General features: G+C 62.3%; 16 protein-coding genes, 2 pseudogenes and 3 riboswitches. Of the genes and pseudogenes, 9 read left to right on the top strand and 9 right to left on the bottom strand.

Annotation, left to right across the window (positions count from 1 at the left end):
- The 8 genes from I2C21_RS10850 to gluQRS form a co-directional block, all read right to left on the bottom strand.
- The gene (locus I2C21_RS10850) at nucleotides 1-1092 is read right to left on the bottom strand and encodes an MGDG synthase family glycosyltransferase (RefSeq protein ID WP_101691364.1); all 1092 of its coding nucleotides are present in this window, start codon (nucleotides 1090-1092) and stop codon (nucleotides 1-3) included.
- A gap of 170 nt (nucleotides 1093-1262) precedes the next feature.
- Nucleotides 1263-2420 (bottom strand): sensor histidine kinase, encoded by a 1158-nt coding sequence (locus I2C21_RS10855; RefSeq protein WP_353654802.1) that lies wholly within the window; start codon nucleotides 2418-2420, stop codon nucleotides 1263-1265.
- Nucleotides 2421-2429: 9 nt separating this feature from the next.
- Complete coding sequence (locus tag I2C21_RS17810; RefSeq protein WP_353654803.1) at nucleotides 2430-2579, bottom strand: hypothetical protein; 150 nt, start codon at nucleotides 2577-2579, stop codon at nucleotides 2430-2432.
- 13 nt (nucleotides 2580-2592) lie between these two features.
- Complete coding sequence (locus I2C21_RS10860; RefSeq protein WP_193537773.1) at nucleotides 2593-3270, bottom strand: response regulator transcription factor; 678 nt, start codon at nucleotides 3268-3270, stop codon at nucleotides 2593-2595.
- Between the two features lie 169 nt (nucleotides 3271-3439).
- Nucleotides 3440-4744, bottom strand: a complete 1305-nt coding sequence (gene grdB / locus I2C21_RS10865) for a glycine reductase complex selenoprotein B (RefSeq protein ID WP_101691366.1) — start codon at nucleotides 4742-4744, stop codon at nucleotides 3440-3442.
- Nucleotides 4745-4758: 14 nt separating this feature from the next.
- The gene (locus I2C21_RS10870) at nucleotides 4759-6039 is read right to left on the bottom strand and encodes a glycine/sarcosine/betaine reductase component B subunit (protein WP_101691367.1); all 1281 of its coding nucleotides are present in this window, start codon (nucleotides 6037-6039) and stop codon (nucleotides 4759-4761) included.
- A gap of 14 nt (nucleotides 6040-6053) precedes the next feature.
- Entirely contained in the window at nucleotides 6054-6422 is a 369-nt protein-coding gene (locus I2C21_RS10875) for a GrdX family protein (RefSeq protein WP_328821063.1), read from the bottom strand.
- 161 nt (nucleotides 6423-6583) lie between these two features.
- Nucleotides 6584-6699: riboswitch (glycine riboswitch) on the bottom strand.
- Nucleotides 6700-6831: 132 nt separating this feature from the next.
- Complete coding sequence (gluQRS, locus tag I2C21_RS10880; protein ID WP_195279283.1) at nucleotides 6832-7785, bottom strand: tRNA glutamyl-Q(34) synthetase GluQRS; 954 nt, start codon at nucleotides 7783-7785, stop codon at nucleotides 6832-6834.
- A 162-nt stretch (nucleotides 7786-7947) separates the two neighbouring features.
- A riboswitch (molybdenum cofactor riboswitch) is annotated at nucleotides 7948-8073 on the top strand.
- 101 nt (nucleotides 8074-8174) lie between these two features.
- Here gluQRS and I2C21_RS10885 point away from each other — a divergent pair.
- The 9 genes and pseudogenes from I2C21_RS10885 (at nucleotide 8175) to I2C21_RS10920 (ending at nucleotide 16213) form a co-directional block, all read left to right on the top strand.
- The gene (locus tag I2C21_RS10885) at nucleotides 8175-9200 is read left to right on the top strand and encodes a molybdopterin-binding protein (RefSeq protein ID WP_193537776.1); all 1026 of its coding nucleotides are present in this window, start codon (nucleotides 8175-8177) and stop codon (nucleotides 9198-9200) included.
- A 3-nt stretch (nucleotides 9201-9203) separates the two neighbouring features.
- Nucleotides 9204-10409, top strand: a complete 1206-nt coding sequence (locus I2C21_RS10890) for a molybdopterin molybdotransferase MoeA (RefSeq protein ID WP_195279284.1) — start codon at nucleotides 9204-9206, stop codon at nucleotides 10407-10409.
- 42 nt (nucleotides 10410-10451) lie between these two features.
- Nucleotides 10452-10925 (top strand): annotated as a pseudogene (moaC, locus tag I2C21_RS17640) (cyclic pyranopterin monophosphate synthase MoaC); the annotation flags it as partial.
- A gap of 33 nt (nucleotides 10926-10958) precedes the next feature.
- A pseudogene (gene mobB / locus I2C21_RS17645) lies at nucleotides 10959-11429 on the top strand (molybdopterin-guanine dinucleotide biosynthesis protein B); the annotation flags it as partial.
- A complete protein-coding gene (gene moaA / locus I2C21_RS10900) occupies nucleotides 11426-12403 on the top strand; it encodes a GTP 3',8-cyclase MoaA (RefSeq protein ID WP_195279286.1) in 978 nt (325 codons plus the stop codon). The pseudogene mobB and the gene moaA, both read left to right, overlap by 4 nt.
- 48 nt (nucleotides 12404-12451) lie before the next feature.
- Nucleotides 12452-13369, top strand: a complete 918-nt coding sequence (locus I2C21_RS10905; protein ID WP_101691373.1) for an MOSC domain-containing protein — start codon at nucleotides 12452-12454, stop codon at nucleotides 13367-13369.
- A 12-nt stretch (nucleotides 13370-13381) separates the two neighbouring features.
- Nucleotides 13382-13499: riboswitch (molybdenum cofactor riboswitch) on the top strand.
- The gene (gene modA, locus I2C21_RS10910) at nucleotides 13494-14366 is read left to right on the top strand and encodes a molybdate ABC transporter substrate-binding protein (RefSeq protein ID WP_193537780.1); all 873 of its coding nucleotides are present in this window, start codon (nucleotides 13494-13496) and stop codon (nucleotides 14364-14366) included. Its footprint overlaps the riboswitch before it by 6 nt.
- An 84-nt stretch (nucleotides 14367-14450) precedes the next feature.
- Entirely contained in the window at nucleotides 14451-15149 is a 699-nt protein-coding gene (modB, locus tag I2C21_RS10915) for a molybdate ABC transporter permease subunit (RefSeq protein ID WP_101691375.1), read from the top strand.
- Nucleotides 15149-16213, top strand: coding sequence for a sulfate/molybdate ABC transporter ATP-binding protein (locus I2C21_RS10920; protein WP_195279287.1), 1065 nt, complete (start codon nucleotides 15149-15151; stop codon nucleotides 16211-16213). The genes modB and I2C21_RS10920 overlap by 1 nt, the downstream gene beginning before the upstream one ends.
- 42 nt (nucleotides 16214-16255) lie before the next feature.
- Here I2C21_RS10920 and I2C21_RS10925 read toward each other — a convergent pair whose 3' ends face one another.
- Complete coding sequence (locus tag I2C21_RS10925; RefSeq protein WP_195279288.1) at nucleotides 16256-18052, bottom strand: copper amine oxidase N-terminal domain-containing protein; 1797 nt, start codon at nucleotides 18050-18052, stop codon at nucleotides 16256-16258.
- Nucleotides 18053-18071: the final 19 nt, after the last annotated feature.

Below are 18071 nucleotides of genomic sequence, written 5' to 3' on the forward strand. Positions count from 1 at the left end.
TCAGGCACACACTTCCGTCTCCCGCGTCATGGCCTCCAGAATGCGGGCGAGTCCCGCAGCCTGCAATTCCCGCTTGCGCGCCCGCATGCGCGCCGACATCTCCCCAAGGGCTCGGTCGTCATAGAGCAGTCCCTGGATGGCCGCCAGGCACTCCTCCGGCTCCTTGGCCGCCGCCCTAGCCAGGCCGGAGCGCAGCAGGAAGCGGGCGTTGTTCTTCTCCTGCTGGAGAAAGGGCTCCCACAGCAGCAGGGGCAGCTCGGCAAAGATGCTCTCAAAGACCGTGATGCCGCCGGGCTTGGTGAGCATCAGGTCGGCCTGTTCCATATACTCCCACACCCGGTCGGTAAAGCCCACCACCTCAATGTGTTCATACCGCCCGGAAAGCCGCTGGTAGAGCCGCTGATTGTGGCCGGTGAGAATGGTGGTGCGCACACCGGGCAGTTCATCCAGGGCGTCATAGAAGGAGTCCTTCTTGGGCAGCAGGCCCAATCCGCCGCCCATGATGAGCAGACGCCGCTCTCCGCCGCCCCGGCGGTGGCTGATGGTGCGGAATTCCTCTTTGACCGGGATCCCCGTCACGTGGATGCGCCCGGCCTCCACTCCTTTCTCCATCAGCCGCTCCTTGATCTCCCGGCTCCCGACCAGATAGCCGTCGGTCCGGCTGTGGAGCCACTCATTATGGGTGGACAGATCGGTCACACAGGTGACCAGCGGCAGGCGGTCACCGCTCTCCTCTTTATAGCGGGAGACCAGACCGGCACAGATGGGGTGGGTCGCGATTACCGCATCGGGCCGCTTTTCCCACAGCAGCTCTTCCAGCTTGTCCAGCATAGGCCGGTCCAGCGGAGAATGGGTGTCGGAGGGCAGTCGGTCCGCCATACGGTAATAGGCATTGAACAGCCCGTATCCATAGGTCACCAACAGGTCAAACGCCTTGTAAAGGGCCTCGGAGCTGTTCGGCATGGCATAGGCAAAAAAGTCCAGCACCTCCGTCTCCGCTCTGGGAAAATCCCGGCTGATCTGCTGCCGCAGCGACTGTGAGGCGGACCAGTGTCCCAGTCCAAATTTTCCGGTGAGTATGAGGATCTTCATGGCGCTCCCTCCTTTATGGCCTAAAGTATAGCAGGCAAGTCTTTAGAAAAAGACAACCGAAATCTTAAAAAGCCTTTAAGGATATGTGAAAATCCTCTGACACTGCCCTCTGTTCCGAAAAGAAGACCGGTACAGAGCCTTTTCCGCTCTATACCGGTCTGAAAAATACACTATTTGGATGTCTTTGGAAGTCTGGCCCATCCACTTCCCCTGGGGCGCTGTGGAAGGCTGGCCGTAAAACAGGTCCCCTGTTCCCGTGTACTGGTCACCGTCAGTTTTCCGCCGTGGACCTCCACAATGGTACGGGCAATGGCCAGTCCCAGTCCGTATCCGCCCTGATCCCGGCTGCGGGCACTGTCCGCCCGGTAAAAGCGCTCAAACAGGTGGGGCAGATGCTCCGGTGGAATGGGCTCCCCGGTATTGTGGACCATCAGACGTACCCGTTCCTGCTGCCGGGTCAGGGTCAGACGTACCGCACCGTGCTCTCCGGCGTATTTTACCGCGTTGTCCAGCAGAATCATCACCAGACGGCGGAGCTGTCCCTCATCCCCCTGGAGGAAGATCCCGGGCTGGATCTCACTGTCCAGCTCTACCCCCGCCTCGAAGGCTACCGACTCAAAGGGGAGCAGGCATCCCAGCGTGAGATCGCTCATGGAGAGCTGAGCATAGACCAGCGGCAGCCTGGCGGCATCATTCTTGGCCAGGAAAAGCAGGTCCTCCACCAGTTCCTTCATACGTCCCGCCTCTTCCTGGATGAAGGTGAGCCACTTCTTCTGCTGTTCCACCGAGTCTTCCGGGTGGGAGAGCACAATGCCCGCATTGGCCAGAATGACCGTGAGTGGCGTCTTGAGCTCATGGGAGGCGTCGGCCACAAACTGCCGCTGCTGCTCCCATGCCTGTTCCACCGGGCGCAGGGCCAGCGAGGACAAGAAGAGACTCACAATAAAAAAGCACACCAGGGCCCCCGCTCCCACCAGCAGAGAGGTGACGACCAGGTCCATCAGGTTTTCCCGCTCCCAGCGCATATCGGCAAAGGCAATGCGGAGCTTTCCATCCCGGTCCCACTCCACCAGATAGCGCAGATGGCTGGGCTCGGTAATGGTTCCCTCGGGCACACCCTGCTTCTGCACTTCCTCGACCGCCTGCTCCAGCGCTTCCTGGGATACCTGTACATTTCCTCCGGGGGCATAGGAGTCGATATTTCCGTTCTCATCCAATACTACCCCAAATACCGGTACCATCGCCAGCTGACGGGCATCCGGGTTTCCTCGTCCCGCTCCCGGCTCCTCCCCTTCCGGCAGATCAATTTCAATCTGCGGAGGTGCCATGCCTTCTGCTCATTTCAGGGCCAGGCGCATGGCGGAGACACTCTGTCCACGCAGACGCTGTGATGTGGAGCCCAGCAGGGCGCCGAATACGATCAGCAAAACCAGACTCACCAGCATCATATTGATGAGGATAAACTTTCGCCTCAGCTTCTTCAGCATGACGGTGCCTCCGTCAACTCAGAGGGATATCCAGGTGATAGCCTACCTTGCGCACCGTTCCGATCCCCACTCTGGAGTTCAAAAAATTCAGCTTTTTACGCAAAAAGGAGATGTAGACCTCTACGTTGTTATCCTCCGCATCCGATTCCATTCCCCACACCTTGGAGATGATATCCTCCTTGGGTACCACGGCCTTGGGCGCCGACATGAGGAGCTTGAGCACATCGAATTCCTTAAAACCCAGGCGTACCGACTTCCCCGCACAGGAGAGGCAGCGGGTCGAGAGGTTCAGGGAGAGATCCGACACGGTCAGACACTCCGAGAGGACCTCACCCTGCCGGCGCGTCAGGGCCCGCACCCGGGCCAGCAGCTCTCCGGCGTCGAAGGGCTTGGTCATGTAGTCGTCCGCTCCGCAGTCCAGACCGGTGATCTTGTTGCTGGTCTCATCCCGGGCAGTCAGCATCAGAATGGGGGTGGAGATATGGGCTGCGCGGAGCCGCCGGGCCACCTCAAACCCATCCAGCCGGGGCAGCATCACATCCAGGATCACCAGATCATACTGTCCGGAGAGGGCATAGTCCAGCCCATCCGCACCATCGTCCACCAGATCCGTCTGGTAATGCTGTTCCTGCATGATCTGCCCCAGTGTCTCGGCCAGACGTCTCTCATCCTCCACAATCAAAATACGCACCGCGTTTCCACTCCTTCTGTTTTTTGCCATTGTACTCCATGAAGCTGAACCTAGTCTGAAAAAAGAATACCATCTCTCATAGAAAAAAGAATCACCAAACTGTAAATCTTCCCTGGATAACAAAACATCCCCCGCAGTCCAATGGACTGCGGGGGATATCCTAGTTCGATCAGTCGAAGATGGTCTGGTCGTCCACGGGGGTCTCAAAGGCCTTCAGGGCTTTCTCCACCAGCTTGTAGCGCAGCTCGAACTCCTCCTCATGGGTGAGAGCCGGGTTGCCCAGGGGGTGGGGAATGGCGATGGTGGGCACGATACGGTTGGCGCCCACGGTCATGGAAATGGGGGTAACGGTGCACATGTGAACCACAGTGACACCAGCGCGCTCGATCTCTTTAACCATCGTTGCACCGCAACGAGTGCAGGTGCCTCACGTAGAGGTCAGGATGGCGGCCTTAATGCCGGCATCCCGGAGCTCTTTACCGATGGCCTCGCCGTACTTCTTGGCGCTGGCGACGGCGGTGCCGTTGCCGACGGTGGTGAAGAAGTAGGGATAGATGCCGCCGATCTTGCCTTCCTTCTCCATCTTGCGCAGCACGTCGACGGGCAGGACGCGGTCAGCATCCTCGTTGGCGTAGACCGGGTCATAGCCGCCGTGAGCGGTCTCGTGGTCGGCAGCGGTCAGATCCTCGAAGGAGCTGATGTCATAGCGGCCGAACTTGGAGGCGGAGGAGGACTCGATGTGATCGGGGTTGCCCTTGGGCACGATGCCGCCGGAGGTCACCAGAGCGATCGTGGTGTGAGCCAGATCGGTGATGGCAGCGCCGGGAGCGACACGGTCGAAGGAGGGCATGGGGAACTCGGTGGTGTAGGGCTTGCCGGCCAGCTTGTTGAGGAGCATCTTCACGGCACGGGTGGAGCCGCGCTCAGCCTCGAAGAAGTTCACGCGCAGGCCGTTGGGCATGTAGCCCTCCTCGGCGGAAGCGCCGATCTTCTCGCCCTTAGCCAGCTTGATGGCCAGAGAAGCCATCTTGGGAGCAGCGTCGCGCATGCCGGCAGCGCTGTTCTTGGTGGCGATGATATAGACCTTGTTCTTGAACATGTCGGCGCCGGGGTTCTCCTCGTACATACCGGTCACGACGGGCAGGTTCAGCTCGTCCTTCACGGCAGCAGCGACGGTACCACAGGCCACGCCGTAACGGCCGGCGTTGAACGCGGGACCGCAGACCACGACGTCGGGCTTGGCGTCGGAGATCATCTTCAGGACGGTCGCCTTGGCGGCGTCCAGATTCTCGTTGAAGTAGGAGTCGCCGCAGATCACGGTGCCCACCACTTCAGCCTCGCCCTTGAACGCAGCGTTCAGAGCCAGGCCGGGGCCCACAGCACCCTCACGGTACTCGGGGGCGTAATCAGCCTTCTCCTCGCCGCCGATCTGGGCGAAGAACTGGTTGATATAATGAACAACTCTCAGACTCATAGCAGTTCCCCTCCTTATCTGGCGCTGAGCTTGTTGAAGCCCATCTCATTGGTCGCGCCGGTGATGACCTGCAGCTCGGCGGTGATGGAACCGTCAGCTTCCAGAGCGCCGTCGAAACCGCCGGCGATGATGTTGGCAGCCTCGGGATGGCCGATGACCTTGTCCATCTTGGGCAGGTGGATGACCATGTTGGCGTTGCCGCCGGTGACCACGGCGTCAGCAGCGGGATCGGCGTCAGCCAGGGACTGGGAAGCGCCGTCGCGGCCAGCGTACTCGTCGGTGATGATGACGGTCTTGATGCCGGCAGCCTCCAGCTTCTTGCAGTTCATGATCAGGTCGGTATCGGGGTTACCGAAGCCCTCCTGGGAGACCAGAGCGCCGTCCAGCTCCAGGAACTGAGCCAGCTTGGTGGACCAGTCGGAGGAGCGCTCCTTGTCGGCCAGGTAGACGTTCTCGTTGGTGATGATGACACCCACGAAGTTCAGGGTCTTGCCATGCTGCTCCAGCAGGTCATGGATGACGGGGTTATTCAGGTGATGATAAGTGGTGTTCTTATCACAGGCGGACACGCAGTTGCCGCTCAGGATGGCGCCGTCCATGGTCTCGGTGGGGTTCAGGATGGTGGGCATGGACTTCTTCATGTCAACGCCGTACACATAGGTGTCGTGCAGCAGGCCCTGGCTCTGGAGCATCAGCACATAGCCGACGCGGGGCAGGTCAGGATACTTCTCCTTGCCGCTCATGACGCCGCTGGTCTCATAGACCTTGGTCTCGTCGGGGGTGACATCCTTGCCCAGAGCGCCCAGGTAGGCAGCGGCCTTCAGGCCGGCCATACGGATGGCGTGCTCGTGCTGGTGCTGCTTGATGCCCTCCTTGGGCTCGCAGATCATAACCAGGTTGTTGAGCTTGGAGAAGGGGGTATACTCGGCGCCGGGGCCGGTCATGTCGATGATACCCTCCTGGAAGCCAACCACCTTACCGGTGGTGACCACGGCGCAGCCCTTGAGAACATGGGTCTTGCCGCTGCCCACGGTGGTGACCTTGGAGATCATGCCGGGGAAGACACCGCCGGAGCCCTCCACCTTCACACGGGGCTCGATGACGTCCTTGACAGGGATGATACGCACGGACTCGCCGGGATGAACCACCTCGAAGTCGACCGAGGCCAGGTCCTCGTCCTCCAGCAGCAGAGCGCGCAGCTCCTCCACGTTGACGTAGAGGGTGCCGTTCTCCACCTTGGAGCAGTCGCCGAGCTTAATGTCGCTGATGTGAATTTCGCCTAATTCCAGCCGCATAAGTCTCACTCTCCTTATTGTAGTTGTGGGGCGATGGCCCCGTCTATCAGCCGAAAATCGATCTCTGCAAAGTCTTCCCGCATGTCGGCCGGGGCATCCTCTCCCCGGTGGAACCGGGGCGGAAACTGCCGGCACACGTTGAGCGCTGCCTCGATCAATTCCAGTGACTCCAGATCCAGTGCCCCGGACGCGTCGTCCAGCGCAACTGAGCGGAAGGGGGTCTCATTGGGCTTTACACTGCCGGCCAGCGGATGGGTCAGCAGCTTGTGGCCCTGATGGACCAGATCCCGCACGTGGATCAGTACGTCCACATGTCCGCCCTCCACGTACTGGAGGGTGCACAGAGATCCGAACTTTTCCCGGACCTTCTCGTTGTTTGTCACCAAAAGCAAGACAGTCTCTCCTTTGCAAAAAAACAGGGGCAGGGTATACGTATCATGTAATGCCCTGCGCCCTGTTGAAAACCTGAGAGTTTCCCCCGCCCGGTGAGTCGGGGTTGCCCCTTCGGTGCCATGTTACGAGAATCATGGTCTTTTCAGAGTTCTGTCCGCCTGCGGTTCTCGGGACCTGAGAAATTGGCGTCCCACTCGGCAAAATGGGGCCGCTTATACCTTCGGTGTTCCACTCCTGTCGGAACAGAAACTCTCCCGCAGTCATCATCCAGACTATATTTGTTTTTTCGATGGTCATATTATAACATATCGAGTTTTCAAATACAAGCCCGTATCTCATATAAAAATTATTTAAAATACACGATTATTTAATTCCGGCGCACTTTTTATACTATTTGGTTTATTCTCCAAACATCGACGTTTGCACGATAACGTCCCGTTCCGGCACCTTGGACCAGGAAAAATCCGCCGCCAGTTCTGCCGGACGGACCGGCTCCCCAGTGGGGGAGAGACCCGCCAAAAAGGCCAGTTTTCCCACCAGCTGCTCCGGTGAATAGCGCGCCCGCAGGGCCCCCATGTCCAGGTCCATATCCCGCTTGGAGAGCCTCCGCCCATCCTCTGCCAGCAGCAGGGGAACATGGTAAAAGACCGGCTGGGGCAGGCCCAGGAGACGATAGAGCAGGATCTGCCGCGGGGTGGAATCCAGCAGGTCCTGCCCCCGCACCACCTGGTTGATCTCCATAGCTCCGTCGTCGGTCACCACTGCCAGCTGATAGGCATAGACCCCGTCTGAACGGCGGATGATGAAGTCACCGCACGCCCGGCACAGGTCCTCCTCATAGTACCCCAAATGTCCGTCTGTAAAGGACACTCGTTCATCCGGCACCGCGAGGCGCCAGGCACTGCGCCGGGTGCGGCTCAGCTCCTCCCGCTCCTGGGGAGAAAGGGAGCGACAGCGTCCGCTGTAAAGGATCTGCCCATCCCCCCGGTGGGGCGCAGAGGCGGCCAGACGCTCGGCCCGGGTGCAGAAGCAGGGATAGACCAATCCCATCTGCTCCAGCTGCCGGAACCGGGCGGCATAGAGCTCCGTCCGCTCACTCTGCCGGTAGGGACCGTGGGGTCCCCCCATTTGATACCCCTCGTCCCAGTCCAGGCCCAGCCAGCGCAGATCCTCCGCCAGGACCTGGGCATACTCCTCCCGGCAGCGGTCGGGGTCCAGATCCTCCATCCGCAGGACCAGCGTGCCGCCCGCCGATCGCACCGACAGCCAGGCCAGCAGCGCTGTAAACACATTTCCAAGGTGCATCCGTCCGCTGGGACTGGGCGCAAAGCGTCCCCGCAGCAAAGGTTCCATGTCCCATCTTCCTTTCCAGTATGTCTCGTTTTGTTCTCCAGTATACCATTCCCTCCGGCACACGTCCACGCAGTGGACCATTTCTTTTCTTGCAAGTGACTACACTATATAGTATAATAAAGTGACGCAGGGCCCTTCCATTCGGTCCTGCTCCATAAAAATGATATATCTGCGCTCCGAGCAAAGATCTCTAAGGTGCCCCCTCCGGGCGCTATGAGATCGCGCCGCGGGTCAGGCGGGAAACCGCCCGGCCTTCCACACTTGAAAAGGGGCTGCTTCCCGCCGGGAGAATTTCTCCCGCTCTTTTGTCCTATCCGGGAGCGCCGCCTGTTTTCAGGCCGGCGCTCCCTGTTTCATTTTCCCTTTTATTTTAAGGAGGAACCGTCCAAATGAAGCTCATTGAAACAAAGCACGCGGTGGGCCATGTGCTCTGCCACGACCTCACCCAGATCATCCCCGGCGTCACCAAGGATGCCCGGTTCCGCAAGGGCCATATCGTGACGGAGGAGGATATCCCCGTCCTGCTCTCCATGGGAAAGGATCACCTCTATGTCTGGGAAAAGACGGAAGGCATGCTCCACGAGAACGAGGCCGCCGAGCGTCTGCGGGCCATCTCCCAGAATGACAACATGACCGCCACCGAGGTCAAGGAGGGCAAGATCGAGCTCAAGGCCGCCATCCATGGCCTGTTCCGGGTGGATGTGGAGCGGCTGCTGGCCGTCAACTCCCTGGACGAGATCATGATCGCCACCCGCCACACCAACTCGGTGGTCCATCCCGGCGACAAGCTGGCCGGTATGAGGGTCATCCCCCTCATCGTGTCGGAGGACAAGGTGCGCGCCGCCGAGGAGGCCGCTGGAGATACCCCTCTGCTGGAGCTTCTCCCCTTTGTCCGCAAGACCGCCGCGGTGGTCACCACCGGCACCGAGGTCTTCCTGGGCCGCATCGAGGACAAGTTTACCCCCGTGCTGCTGGACAAGCTGGCCAAGTTCGGGGTGGATGTGATCTCCCACGTCAAGGTCCCCGATGACCGGGAGCAGATCGTCTCCGCCATCCAGGCGGCCCACGCCTCCGGGGCCGATCTCATCCTCTGCACCGGCGGCATGAGTGTGGACCCCGACGACCAGACCCCCGGCGCTATCAAAGCAGCCGGCGTTCAGGTGACCGCCTATGGCGCTCCCGTACTCCCCGGCGCCATGTTCCTGCTGGGCTTCTTTGCCGACGGAACCCCCGTCATGGGTCTGCCCGGCTGCGTCATGTATGCCAAGGCCACCATCTTCGATCTCATCCTCCCCCGGGTACTGTGCAATGTCCCGGTCACCCGTGCTGACCTGGCCCGGCTGGGCCACGGCGGACTGTGCCTGGGCTGTGAGCACTGCCACTACCCTATCTGCCCCTTCGGCAAGGAGGAATAAACTATGCGTACCCGCATCGAGCTGGAAGAGGCGCGCGCGCTGATGGCTGAAAGCGTGCGCCCCCTGGGTGTGGAGCAGGTCTCCCGGCAGGAGGCGCTGGGCCGGACCCTGGCCGAAGATGTGACCGCACCTCTGGATCAGCCGCCCTTTGACCGCTCCCCTCTGGACGGCTATGCCCTGCGCTCCGCTGATCTCACAGGGGCCTCCCCTGAACATCCGGTCTCCCTCCGGGTGGTGGAGACCGTCTATGCCGGCGGCGTCCCCTCCCGTGTCCTTGGCCCCGGGGAGGCCATCCGCATCATGACCGGAGCCATGCTGCCCCGGGGATGTGACTGTGTTCTCCAGCACGAGCGGACCGACAACGGTCTGGAACAGGTCCAGATCTATGCCGCTCTCTCCCCCCACGACAACTACTGCGACCGGGGGGAGGACTACCGGACGGGCGAGGTGCTCCTCCCCGCCGGGACCGTGGTGGACGCCGCCGCGGTGGGCGTGCTGGCCAGTGCGGGCCTCTCCTCCGTGCCGGTCCGCCGCCGGCCGGTGGTGCGGGTCCTCTCCACCGGAGATGAAGTGGTCTCTCCCGATCTCCATCCCCTCCCCGCCGGGAAGATCTACGGCTCCAATCAGGAGCTGCTGACCGCCCGCCTCCGGGAATTGGGGGTCTCAGATGTGAAGGGGCTGCTCATCGGCGACAATCCTCGGGAGGTGGCCGACACCATGGCTCAGCTCCTGGGCGAGTGTGATCTGCTCATCACCACCGGCGGCGTCTCCGCCGGTGACAAGGATATCTTCCACGAGGCTCTCCCCCTCCTGGGGGCGGAGCGAGTCTTCTGGAAGGTCAACCTCAAGCCGGGCACCCCCGCCATGTACTCCCTGTGGCAGGGGCAGCCCATCCTCTCCCTCTCGGGCAACCCCTTCGCCGCCGCGGCCACCTTTGAACTGCTGGCCCGGCCCCTTCTGGCCGCTCTCACCGGGGAATCCCGCTTTTCCCTGCGTTCCCGGACGGCCGTGGTGGAGGGCTCCTTCCCCAAGGCCAGCCCCGGACGGCGCTTTCTCCGGGGCTTCTATCAGGAGGGCCGCGTCTCCCTGACCGGAAAAAATGACTCAGGCATGCTCGCCTCCCTGGTGGGATGCAACTGCCTGGTGGATCTCCCCGCCGGCTCTCCCCCGGTGCAGGAGGGACAGACCGTCACGGTCCTCCTGCTCTGAGCCGCTCCGCGCTTCCCCATCTGTTTTGATCTGGAGGTCTCTATGGAACCCAAATTCAATCATTTTGACGCCGAGGGCAACGCCGTCATGGTGGATGTCTCGGCCAAATCTCCCACCCGCCGTCTGGCCGTGGCCCAGGGCAAGATCAAGGTCTCCCGGGCGGTGCTGGACGCCATCACCGGCCATACTGCCGCCAAGGGCGATGTGCTGGGCGTGGCCCAGGTGGCCGGTATCCTGGCCACCAAGCGCACCTCGGAGCTCATCCCCCTGTGCCATCCGCTGGCCCTCTCCCACTGCACAGTGGAATTTACCATTCTGCACGAGGAGTGTGCCGTTCTGGCCGAGTGTACCGCCAAGCTGGACGCCAAGACCGGCGTGGAGATGGAGGCCCTCACCGGCGTATCCGTCGCCCTGCTCACCATCTACGACATGTGTAAAGCCATTGACAAGACCATGGAGATCTCGGACATCCACCTGGTCTACAAGGAGGGGGGCAAGTCGGGCACCTTTACCAATCACGGCCACCACTCCCCCGCTGTGGTGGCGGTCAGCGGCGTCAAGAACTCCGGCAAGACCACGCTGATTGCCGCCATGCTCCCCCATCTGATGGCCGCCGGTCTCAAGGTGGCCACGGTCAAGCACGACGGCCACTCCTTCCAGGCCGATCCCGAGGGGACCGACACCGGTATCCACATGGAGGCCGGGGCCTGGGGCACCGCCATCTTTGACGGCGAGAAATACAAGGTAGTCCGCCGGGACGCCGTGGAGGAGCGGGAGCTCATCGCCCGCTTCCCGGACGCCGACCTGGTCCTGCTGGAGGGCTTCAAGCACTCCACCTGGCCCAAGCTGGAGCTGGTGCGCGCGGGCAACTCCACCCAGAGCGTCTGTGATCCCGCCACCCTTCTGGCGCTGGTCACCGATCAGGACCTCACGGTGGAGGGCGTCCCCTCCATTCCCTTTGATGGACAGGCCGCCGCCCAGGTGGTGCTGGACTATCTGAAAGGCGAGGGGCGGCTATGATCGACGGATTCGGCCGCAGCATCGACTATCTGCGGATCTCAGTGACCGACCGGTGCAACCTGCGCTGCGTCTACTGCATGCCCCCCGAGGGGGTGGAGTGGATGGACCATGAGGAAATGCTCTCCTATGAGGAGATCATCCGGCTGTGCTCCCTCTTTGCACAGGTCGGTATCCGCAAGGTCCGGCTCACCGGCGGCGAACCTCTGGCCCGGCGGGACCTGCCCGAGCTGGTCCGGGGCATTCACGCCATCGACGGGATCGGGAGCATTGCCCTGACCACCAACGGTCTGCTCCTCCAGGAACAGCTTCCCGCCCTGCTGGAGGCGGGACTCACCGCCGTCAACCTGAGTCTGGACACCCTGGACCGGGCCCAGTATGCCGCGATCACCCGGCGGGACGCTTTGGACCAGGCTCTCTCCGGCCTCTATGCCGCTCTGGATGCCCCCGGCCTGCGGGTCAAGCTCAACTGCGTCCCCATGGGGGAGAACGACGCGCAGCTGGTCCCCCTGGCCGACCTGGCCCGGGAGCACGATCTGGCGGTGCGGTATATCGAGCTCATGCCCATCGGCCTGGGCGGCTCCCTCCCCCGCCGGACGGAGGAGGAGGTCCGCGCCATGCTGGAGGCTGCCTTCGGCCCCATGACCCCCTGTGACGAGTCTCTGGGAGCCGGTCCCGGACACTACTTCACCATTCCCGGCTTCCGGGGAAAGATCGGCTTCATCAGCGCCATGACCCATCAGTTCTGTGACGGGTGCAACCGGGTGCGCCTCACCGCCACCGGATTTCTCAAGACCTGCCTCCAGTATGAGACCGGGCGGGATCTGCGCACCCTCCTCCGGGACGGCTCCGGGGACGAAGTGCTGCTGGAGGCCATCCGCTCGGCCATTCTCCACAAGCCCGCCCAGCACCATTTTCTCGACGCGACTGGCCGTCGGGAGGACGAGCGGCACAACATGCACCAGATCGGAGGCTGACCGCCTCTTTCTCCGTATTTCTATATTTTTGATTACGAGGTGTATTTCATGAGCAAGGTAATTGCTGTCTGTACCAGCGAACAGAAGGGAACCCAGAAGCAGGCGGTGGATGTGATCCACCTGAAGGAGGAGTGGGGCATCGAGGGAGACGCCCACGCGGGCAAGTGGCACCGCCAGGTCTCCCTGCTCTCCCACGACAAGATCGAGGCCTTCCGCGCCCGGGGCGCCGAGGTGGAAAACGGCGCCTTTGGCGAGAACATCATTGTGGAGGGCATCGACTTTGCCACCCTTCCCATCGGCACGAAATTCTACTGCAACGATGTGGTCCTCCAGCTCACCCAGATCGGTAAGGAGTGCCACCACGGCTGCGCTATTTTCCAGAAAATGGGCGAGTGCATCATGCCCAAGCAGGGTGTGTTTACCCGGGTACTCCACGGCGGCGACATCCGCCCCGGGGACGATTTCCGTCTGGAGCTCCCCTTCCGGGTGGCCGTCATCACGGTGAGCGACTCGGGCGCCGCCGGTACCCGGGCCGATCTGAGCGGTCCGGTAATCCAGGAGTTGGTGAAGAAGGCCGGCTACCCCGTGGTCCACACCGCGCTTCTCCCTGATGAGCGGGCACAGATTGCCGCCGAGCTCGCCCGCATCGCCGACGAGGACGTGGCTGACCTGATCCTCACCACCGGCGGCACCGGCTTCTCCCCCCGGGACTGGACCCCCGAGGCCACCCGGGATGTGACCGAGCGGGATGTGCCCGGTATCCCCGAGGCCATGCGCGCTCTCTCCCTCCAGATCACCCCCCGCGCCATGCTCTCCCGCGCCGCCGCCGGCATCCGGAAGGGCGCGCTCATCATCAACCTGCCCGGCAGCCCCAAGGCGGTGACCGAGTGTCTGGAGTACATTCTCCCCCCGCTCTCCCACGGGCTGTCCATCCTCAAGGGTACCACGGGCAACTGCGCCCGCTGAACCACCGTCTCCGCGACGGGTCAACTTCGAGTCCCCGCACCTACGGCGCACGCTATGGGCTGGGACCAATGGGCTGATCTGGAAACGGGTCCGCCTACCATCTTTGTAAAGGAGTTTGATTCCCATGAAAAAAGCACTTTCCCTGACCCTGGCTCTGGCTATGACTGCCTCTCTGACCGCCTGCTCCGGCGGCGGGACCGCGGCCTCTCCCACCCCGGTTGCCGGCACGCCGGCCCCCTCCTCCGCACCGGCAGCGGAGCCAGTGGAGCTGACCGTCTTTGCCGCCGCCTCTATGGAGGCCACGCTGACCGAGATCGCTGAGCGCTATCAAGAGGTCGCTCCCAATGTGGAGCTGGTCTTTACCTTTGACTCCTCCGGCACCCTCAAGACCCAGATCGAGGAGGGGGCCCCCTGTGACATCTTTATCTCGGCCGCCCAGAAGCAGATGAACCAGCTGGACAGCGCCGACACCACCGGCACCAATACCGACGGTCTGGATTTTGTCTACTCGGACACCCGGTTTGATCTGGTGGAAAACAAGGTGGTCCTGGCGGTCCCCGACGACAACCCCAAGGACATTCAGTCCTTCTCCGATCTGGCCAGTGATAAGCTCTCTCTGCTGTGCATTGGAAATGAGGATGTGCCCGTCGGCTCCTACTCCCTGGAGATCCTGGATACCCTGGGCATCGACATCGCCCAGCTGGACAGCGCGGGCAAGGTGACTTACGGCACCAACGTCTCCGAGGTGGCCAACCAGGTCAAGGAAGGCGCCGTGGACTGCGGCATCATCTACGCCACTGACGCCTATACCTATGAGCTCACCGTGGTGGATCAGGCCACGGAGGACCTGTGCGGGCAGGTCATCTACCCCGCCGCCGTCATGAAGAGCGGCACCGAGGCCGGGCATGACGCCGCCGTGGAGTTCCTCAACTATCTGCACACCGATCCGGAGGCCGTCTCCATCCTGGAGGGCGTTGGCTTCACGGTGCTCCCGTAAATCCAAACCATGTTTGCGGCCGGGCGGGAACTCTCTCCCGCCCGGCCGCCTGCTCTGTATTCTCAATGGAAAGGGGGCCGTCCCTTGGACTGGTACCCACTCTATAATTCTCTGCGGATCGCCGCCATCTCCACGGTCCTCATCTTTTTTCTGGGGCTCTTTGCCGCCTACTATGTGGCCAAGCTCCCCCGGCTGGTCAAGGGCGTGCTGGATGTGGTGCTCACCCTCCCGCTGGTCCTCCCCCCCACCGTGGTGGGCTATTTCCTGCTGCGTATCCTGGGCCCCAAGCGGGTGGTGGGTCTCTGGTTTCTCAACACCTTCGACATTAAGCTGACCATGGTGTGGTATTCCGCCGTCTTCGCCTCGGCCGTGGTGGCCTTTCCCCTGATGTACCGCACTGCCCGGGGGGCCTTCGAGTCCTTTGATCCCAATCTGGCCTATGCTGCCCAGACCCTGGGCCGCTCCAATACCTGGATTTTCTGGCGGGTGCGCCTTCCTGCCTGCAAGCAGGGGATCATCGCCGGGGCGGTGCTCTCCTTCGCCCGGGCCCTGGGGGAATATGGCGCCACCTCCATGATCGCCGGCTATACGCCCGGACGCACAGCCACCATCTCCACCACGGTCTACCAGCTCTGGCGGACCGGGGACGACGCGGCGGCCTACCGCTGGGTGCTGGTCAATATCGCCATTTCGGCGGCCGTTCTGCTCACCGTCAATCTCCTGGAGCGCAAAGACCGTACCGCCCGGAAGCGGATGGCCGTTCCCTTTGAGGAGGTGGTCTGATGTCCCTTCTGGTGGATCTGGAAAAGGACTTTGGCTCCTTCTCTCTCAAGGTCTCCTTTGAGACGGAGGGCGGCACTCTGGGCCTCCTGGGCGCCTCGGGCTGCGGCAAATCCATGACCCTCAAATGCATCGCCGGCATCGTCACCCCCGACCGGGGCCGCATCGTGCTGGACGGACGCACCCTCTTCGACCACGAAAAGCATATCGACCTGCCGCCCCAGCAGCGGGGCGTGGGGTATCTCTTCCAGAACTATGCCCTCTTCCCCACCATGACCGTGGAGCAGAACATTCTCTCCGGCATGGACCGGAAGCTCTCCAAGTCCGTCCGGCGGCAGCGGCTGGAAGAACTGCTCGCCCGCTTCTTCCTCACCGGCCTGGAGCGGCGGCGCCCCGCTCAGCTCTCCGGCGGACAGCAGCAGCGGGTGGCCCTGGCCCGCATTCTGGCCAGCCAACCCAAGGCTCTCCTGCTGGACGAGCCCTTCTCCGCCCTGGACAGCTATCTCAAATGGCAGGTGGAGCTGGAGCTCATGGAGGTCCTGGACCAGTTTGAAGGCCCCACCCTCTTTGTGACCCATAACCGGGACGAGGTTTACCACTTCTGCTCCCATGTCTGTGTGCTGGAGGGGGGCCGCTCGCAGCCCATGGAGCCGGTGGAGACTCTCTTCCGCGCACCGGCCACCCTCTCCTCCTGTCTGCTCTCTGGGTGCAAAAATGTCTCCCGGGCACGGCGGGCCGGTGATACCTCGGTCGAGGCACTGGACTGGGGCGTGACCCTGGAATGCACCGGTCCCATCCCGGCGGACCTCTCCCACATCGGAGTGCGGGCTCATCTGTTCCGCCCCGCTCCCCAGGCGGGGGAAAACACGATCCCCTGCCGGGTGCTCCGGGTCATCGACAACGTGTTCACCATGGTGGTCATGCTGGCGACACCGGTGGGCGCGACCGGTTTTTCCCGGCTCCGTCTGGAGCTGGAGAAAGAGGCCTGGGCCGCCCTCGGAAATCCCGACACGCTCTTTCTGCACGCTCAGCCCCAGGATATTCTGCTCCTGCGGGACCCCCACTGAACAAACTGCGCCCCGGCGGTTTTTCCGCCGGGGCGCGTTTTCTTATGCATCGGCTGTGGTCAGGATCGCGGTCCTTTCCTCTGCGTTCCACTGCACATCCAGTCCGAATGCCTCAGAGAGGAAACGCAGGGGGACATAAGTCCGGTTCTGGTAGGCCAGCGGGGCCACATCCTGGACTCTCTCCTCGTCATTTACCCAGGCGTTGGGAGAGTCGATCTCCAGTGCGATCCGGGTCTCTCCCCGCTCACACAGGACCCGGTTGGAGGCCTGATCCCAGGTGACCGTGAAGTCCAGGGCCTCAGCGATCCCGCGCAGAGGCACCAGGATGCGGTCGTTTCGGGCAATGGGGGCCGTATCAAAGGAGAGCTTCTCCCCGTCCAGCGTCACATAGTAGCGCTCGTAGGAAATCCCAAAGCGCTCCCGCAGCAGCCCCTGGACCTCCGCGGTATCCACCACGCGGCCATATCGGGCGCTTCCGTCCGACTCCACATTCTCCAGCACGGCGCCCACCGGGAAAACATAGTTCAGCATGGCCCCATCTCCCCGCACATTCTGCTGGAAAATCGGGCGCACGGTAAAGGTGGTGCCCTCGGGTACCGTGTACTCGCCCAGGTCCACCCAATATGCCCCGTCGTCGCTGGCCAGGAGCCTGTTCTCCCGGACCGCAAACTGGAGTCCGTCCGCCTCCGTCACAGCCGGAAGGGCCGTCCGGTCGGTGCGCTCCCAGTGCTCCTTGTCCGAAGAGGACCAAACCGCCGCGCTGTCCCCGTCCTGAACCAGAGCGTACCAGGTGTCGTTCTGGAAACCGGCGTCCAGCACCCGGGCTCCGAAGTCGTGGGACCAGACCTCATTCCAGCTCTCATCCACAAAGGTCAGCACATTGTTCCGGGGACCCCGGGTATCGCCCCCAGCACCGTACATACCGCCAGTGCCAAACACGTTCTGGCAGACCAGATAGCCGCTCCCGGCCCAACGGAAGATGTAATCGGCACGCATGGGAGAAGCTACCCCCTCAATGCTGTGCCAGGTGCCGGTGACGGGGGTGTGGGTGGTCCAGGTAAAGCCGTCCGAGGAGGTGTAGATCTCACCGGAGTAGGTGTTGCACACAAAGAAGTCCTTCCCGCTGGAGGGGAGGATGCGCACCATCTCCGGGGAGGTGGTCCAGGGGGTGTTCTCCACCGTCACCCAGGAATACCCGTCCATGGAGTAGTCAAAGCGGGCGATAATACTGCCGCCGTTGGGGTCGTCCACCTCCACCTTTCGCAGCACCCCGTGGTCCCCCACGGCATAATTGTCCCCCAGGCCCTGGCCAAGGTCCCAGTCGGCCCGGGAAAAAGTGACCTTCTCCCCGTTCACCACGGCGGAGTAGACCCCGTTTTCATAGCCGATGGCGGTCACCGGAGCATCAAAGGCCCGGACGCCCACGATCCGGAACTCCTCGTCCAGGAAGGTGACCATGTTGTTGCGGGGACTGTCGCCGTATTGCTGGTGGGTAGTGGTACGGGGATCGTCCAGCAGACTCTCCCGCATCATATACTCGCTTCCCGTCCAGAGGATCTCAAATTCCTTTTTTGCCAGACCATTCAGGCCTGTACTGTAAGGCGTGCTCTCCTCCGTCCACTGCCGGTTCAGCTCGGTCCACGTCACTCCGTCGGCGGAGCGGTATACGGAGCCGGACATATCATAGTACAGGACATAGTCCTTTCCCGTCTTGCAGAGATGCGGACCAGCCCCCTCTCCCAGAGGCCCGTCCCAGTTGGGCGTCCCCGCCGCCAGGGCAGGGAGTGCCAGAGAACACATCAGGCACAGCGCCGTGAGTATCGATAGGAACCGTTTCATAAGATCCTCCTTTTCTCCG

Source organism: Clostridium sp. J1101437_171009_A5, assembly GCF_015547905.1.
GTDB classification, from domain to species: domain Bacteria; phylum Bacillota; class Clostridia; order Oscillospirales; family Oscillospiraceae; genus Pseudoflavonifractor_A; species Pseudoflavonifractor_A gallinarum.

Excerpts from the sequence above, each read along its gene's own strand:
- I2C21_RS10850 (WP_101691364.1), bottom strand. The coding sequence starts at position 1,092 with ATGAAGATCCTCATACTCACCGGAAAATTTGGACTGGGACACTGGTCC.
- I2C21_RS10855 (WP_353654802.1), bottom strand. The coding sequence starts at position 2,420 with ATGGCACCTCCGCAGATTGAAATTGATCTGCCGGAAGGGGAGGAGCCG.
- I2C21_RS17810 (WP_353654803.1), bottom strand. The coding sequence starts at position 2,579 with ATGCTGAAGAAGCTGAGGCGAAAGTTTATCCTCATCAATATGATGCTG.
- I2C21_RS10870 (WP_101691367.1), bottom strand. The coding sequence starts at position 6,039 with ATGCGGCTGGAATTAGGCGAAATTCACATCAGCGACATTAAGCTCGGC.
- gluQRS (WP_195279283.1), bottom strand. The coding sequence starts at position 7,785 with ATGGAACCTTTGCTGCGGGGACGCTTTGCGCCCAGTCCCAGCGGACGG.
- I2C21_RS10885 (WP_193537776.1), top strand. The coding sequence starts at position 8,175 with ATGAAGCTCATTGAAACAAAGCACGCGGTGGGCCATGTGCTCTGCCAC.
- I2C21_RS10890 (WP_195279284.1), top strand. The coding sequence starts at position 9,204 with ATGCGTACCCGCATCGAGCTGGAAGAGGCGCGCGCGCTGATGGCTGAA.
- moaA (WP_195279286.1), top strand. The coding sequence starts at position 11,426 with ATGATCGACGGATTCGGCCGCAGCATCGACTATCTGCGGATCTCAGTG.
- I2C21_RS10905 (WP_101691373.1), top strand. The coding sequence starts at position 12,452 with ATGAGCAAGGTAATTGCTGTCTGTACCAGCGAACAGAAGGGAACCCAG.
- modA (WP_193537780.1), top strand. The coding sequence starts at position 13,494 with ATGAAAAAAGCACTTTCCCTGACCCTGGCTCTGGCTATGACTGCCTCT.
- I2C21_RS10920 (WP_195279287.1), top strand. The coding sequence starts at position 15,149 with ATGTCCCTTCTGGTGGATCTGGAAAAGGACTTTGGCTCCTTCTCTCTC.
- I2C21_RS10925 (WP_195279288.1), bottom strand. The coding sequence starts at position 18,052 with ATGAAACGGTTCCTATCGATACTCACGGCGCTGTGCCTGATGTGTTCT.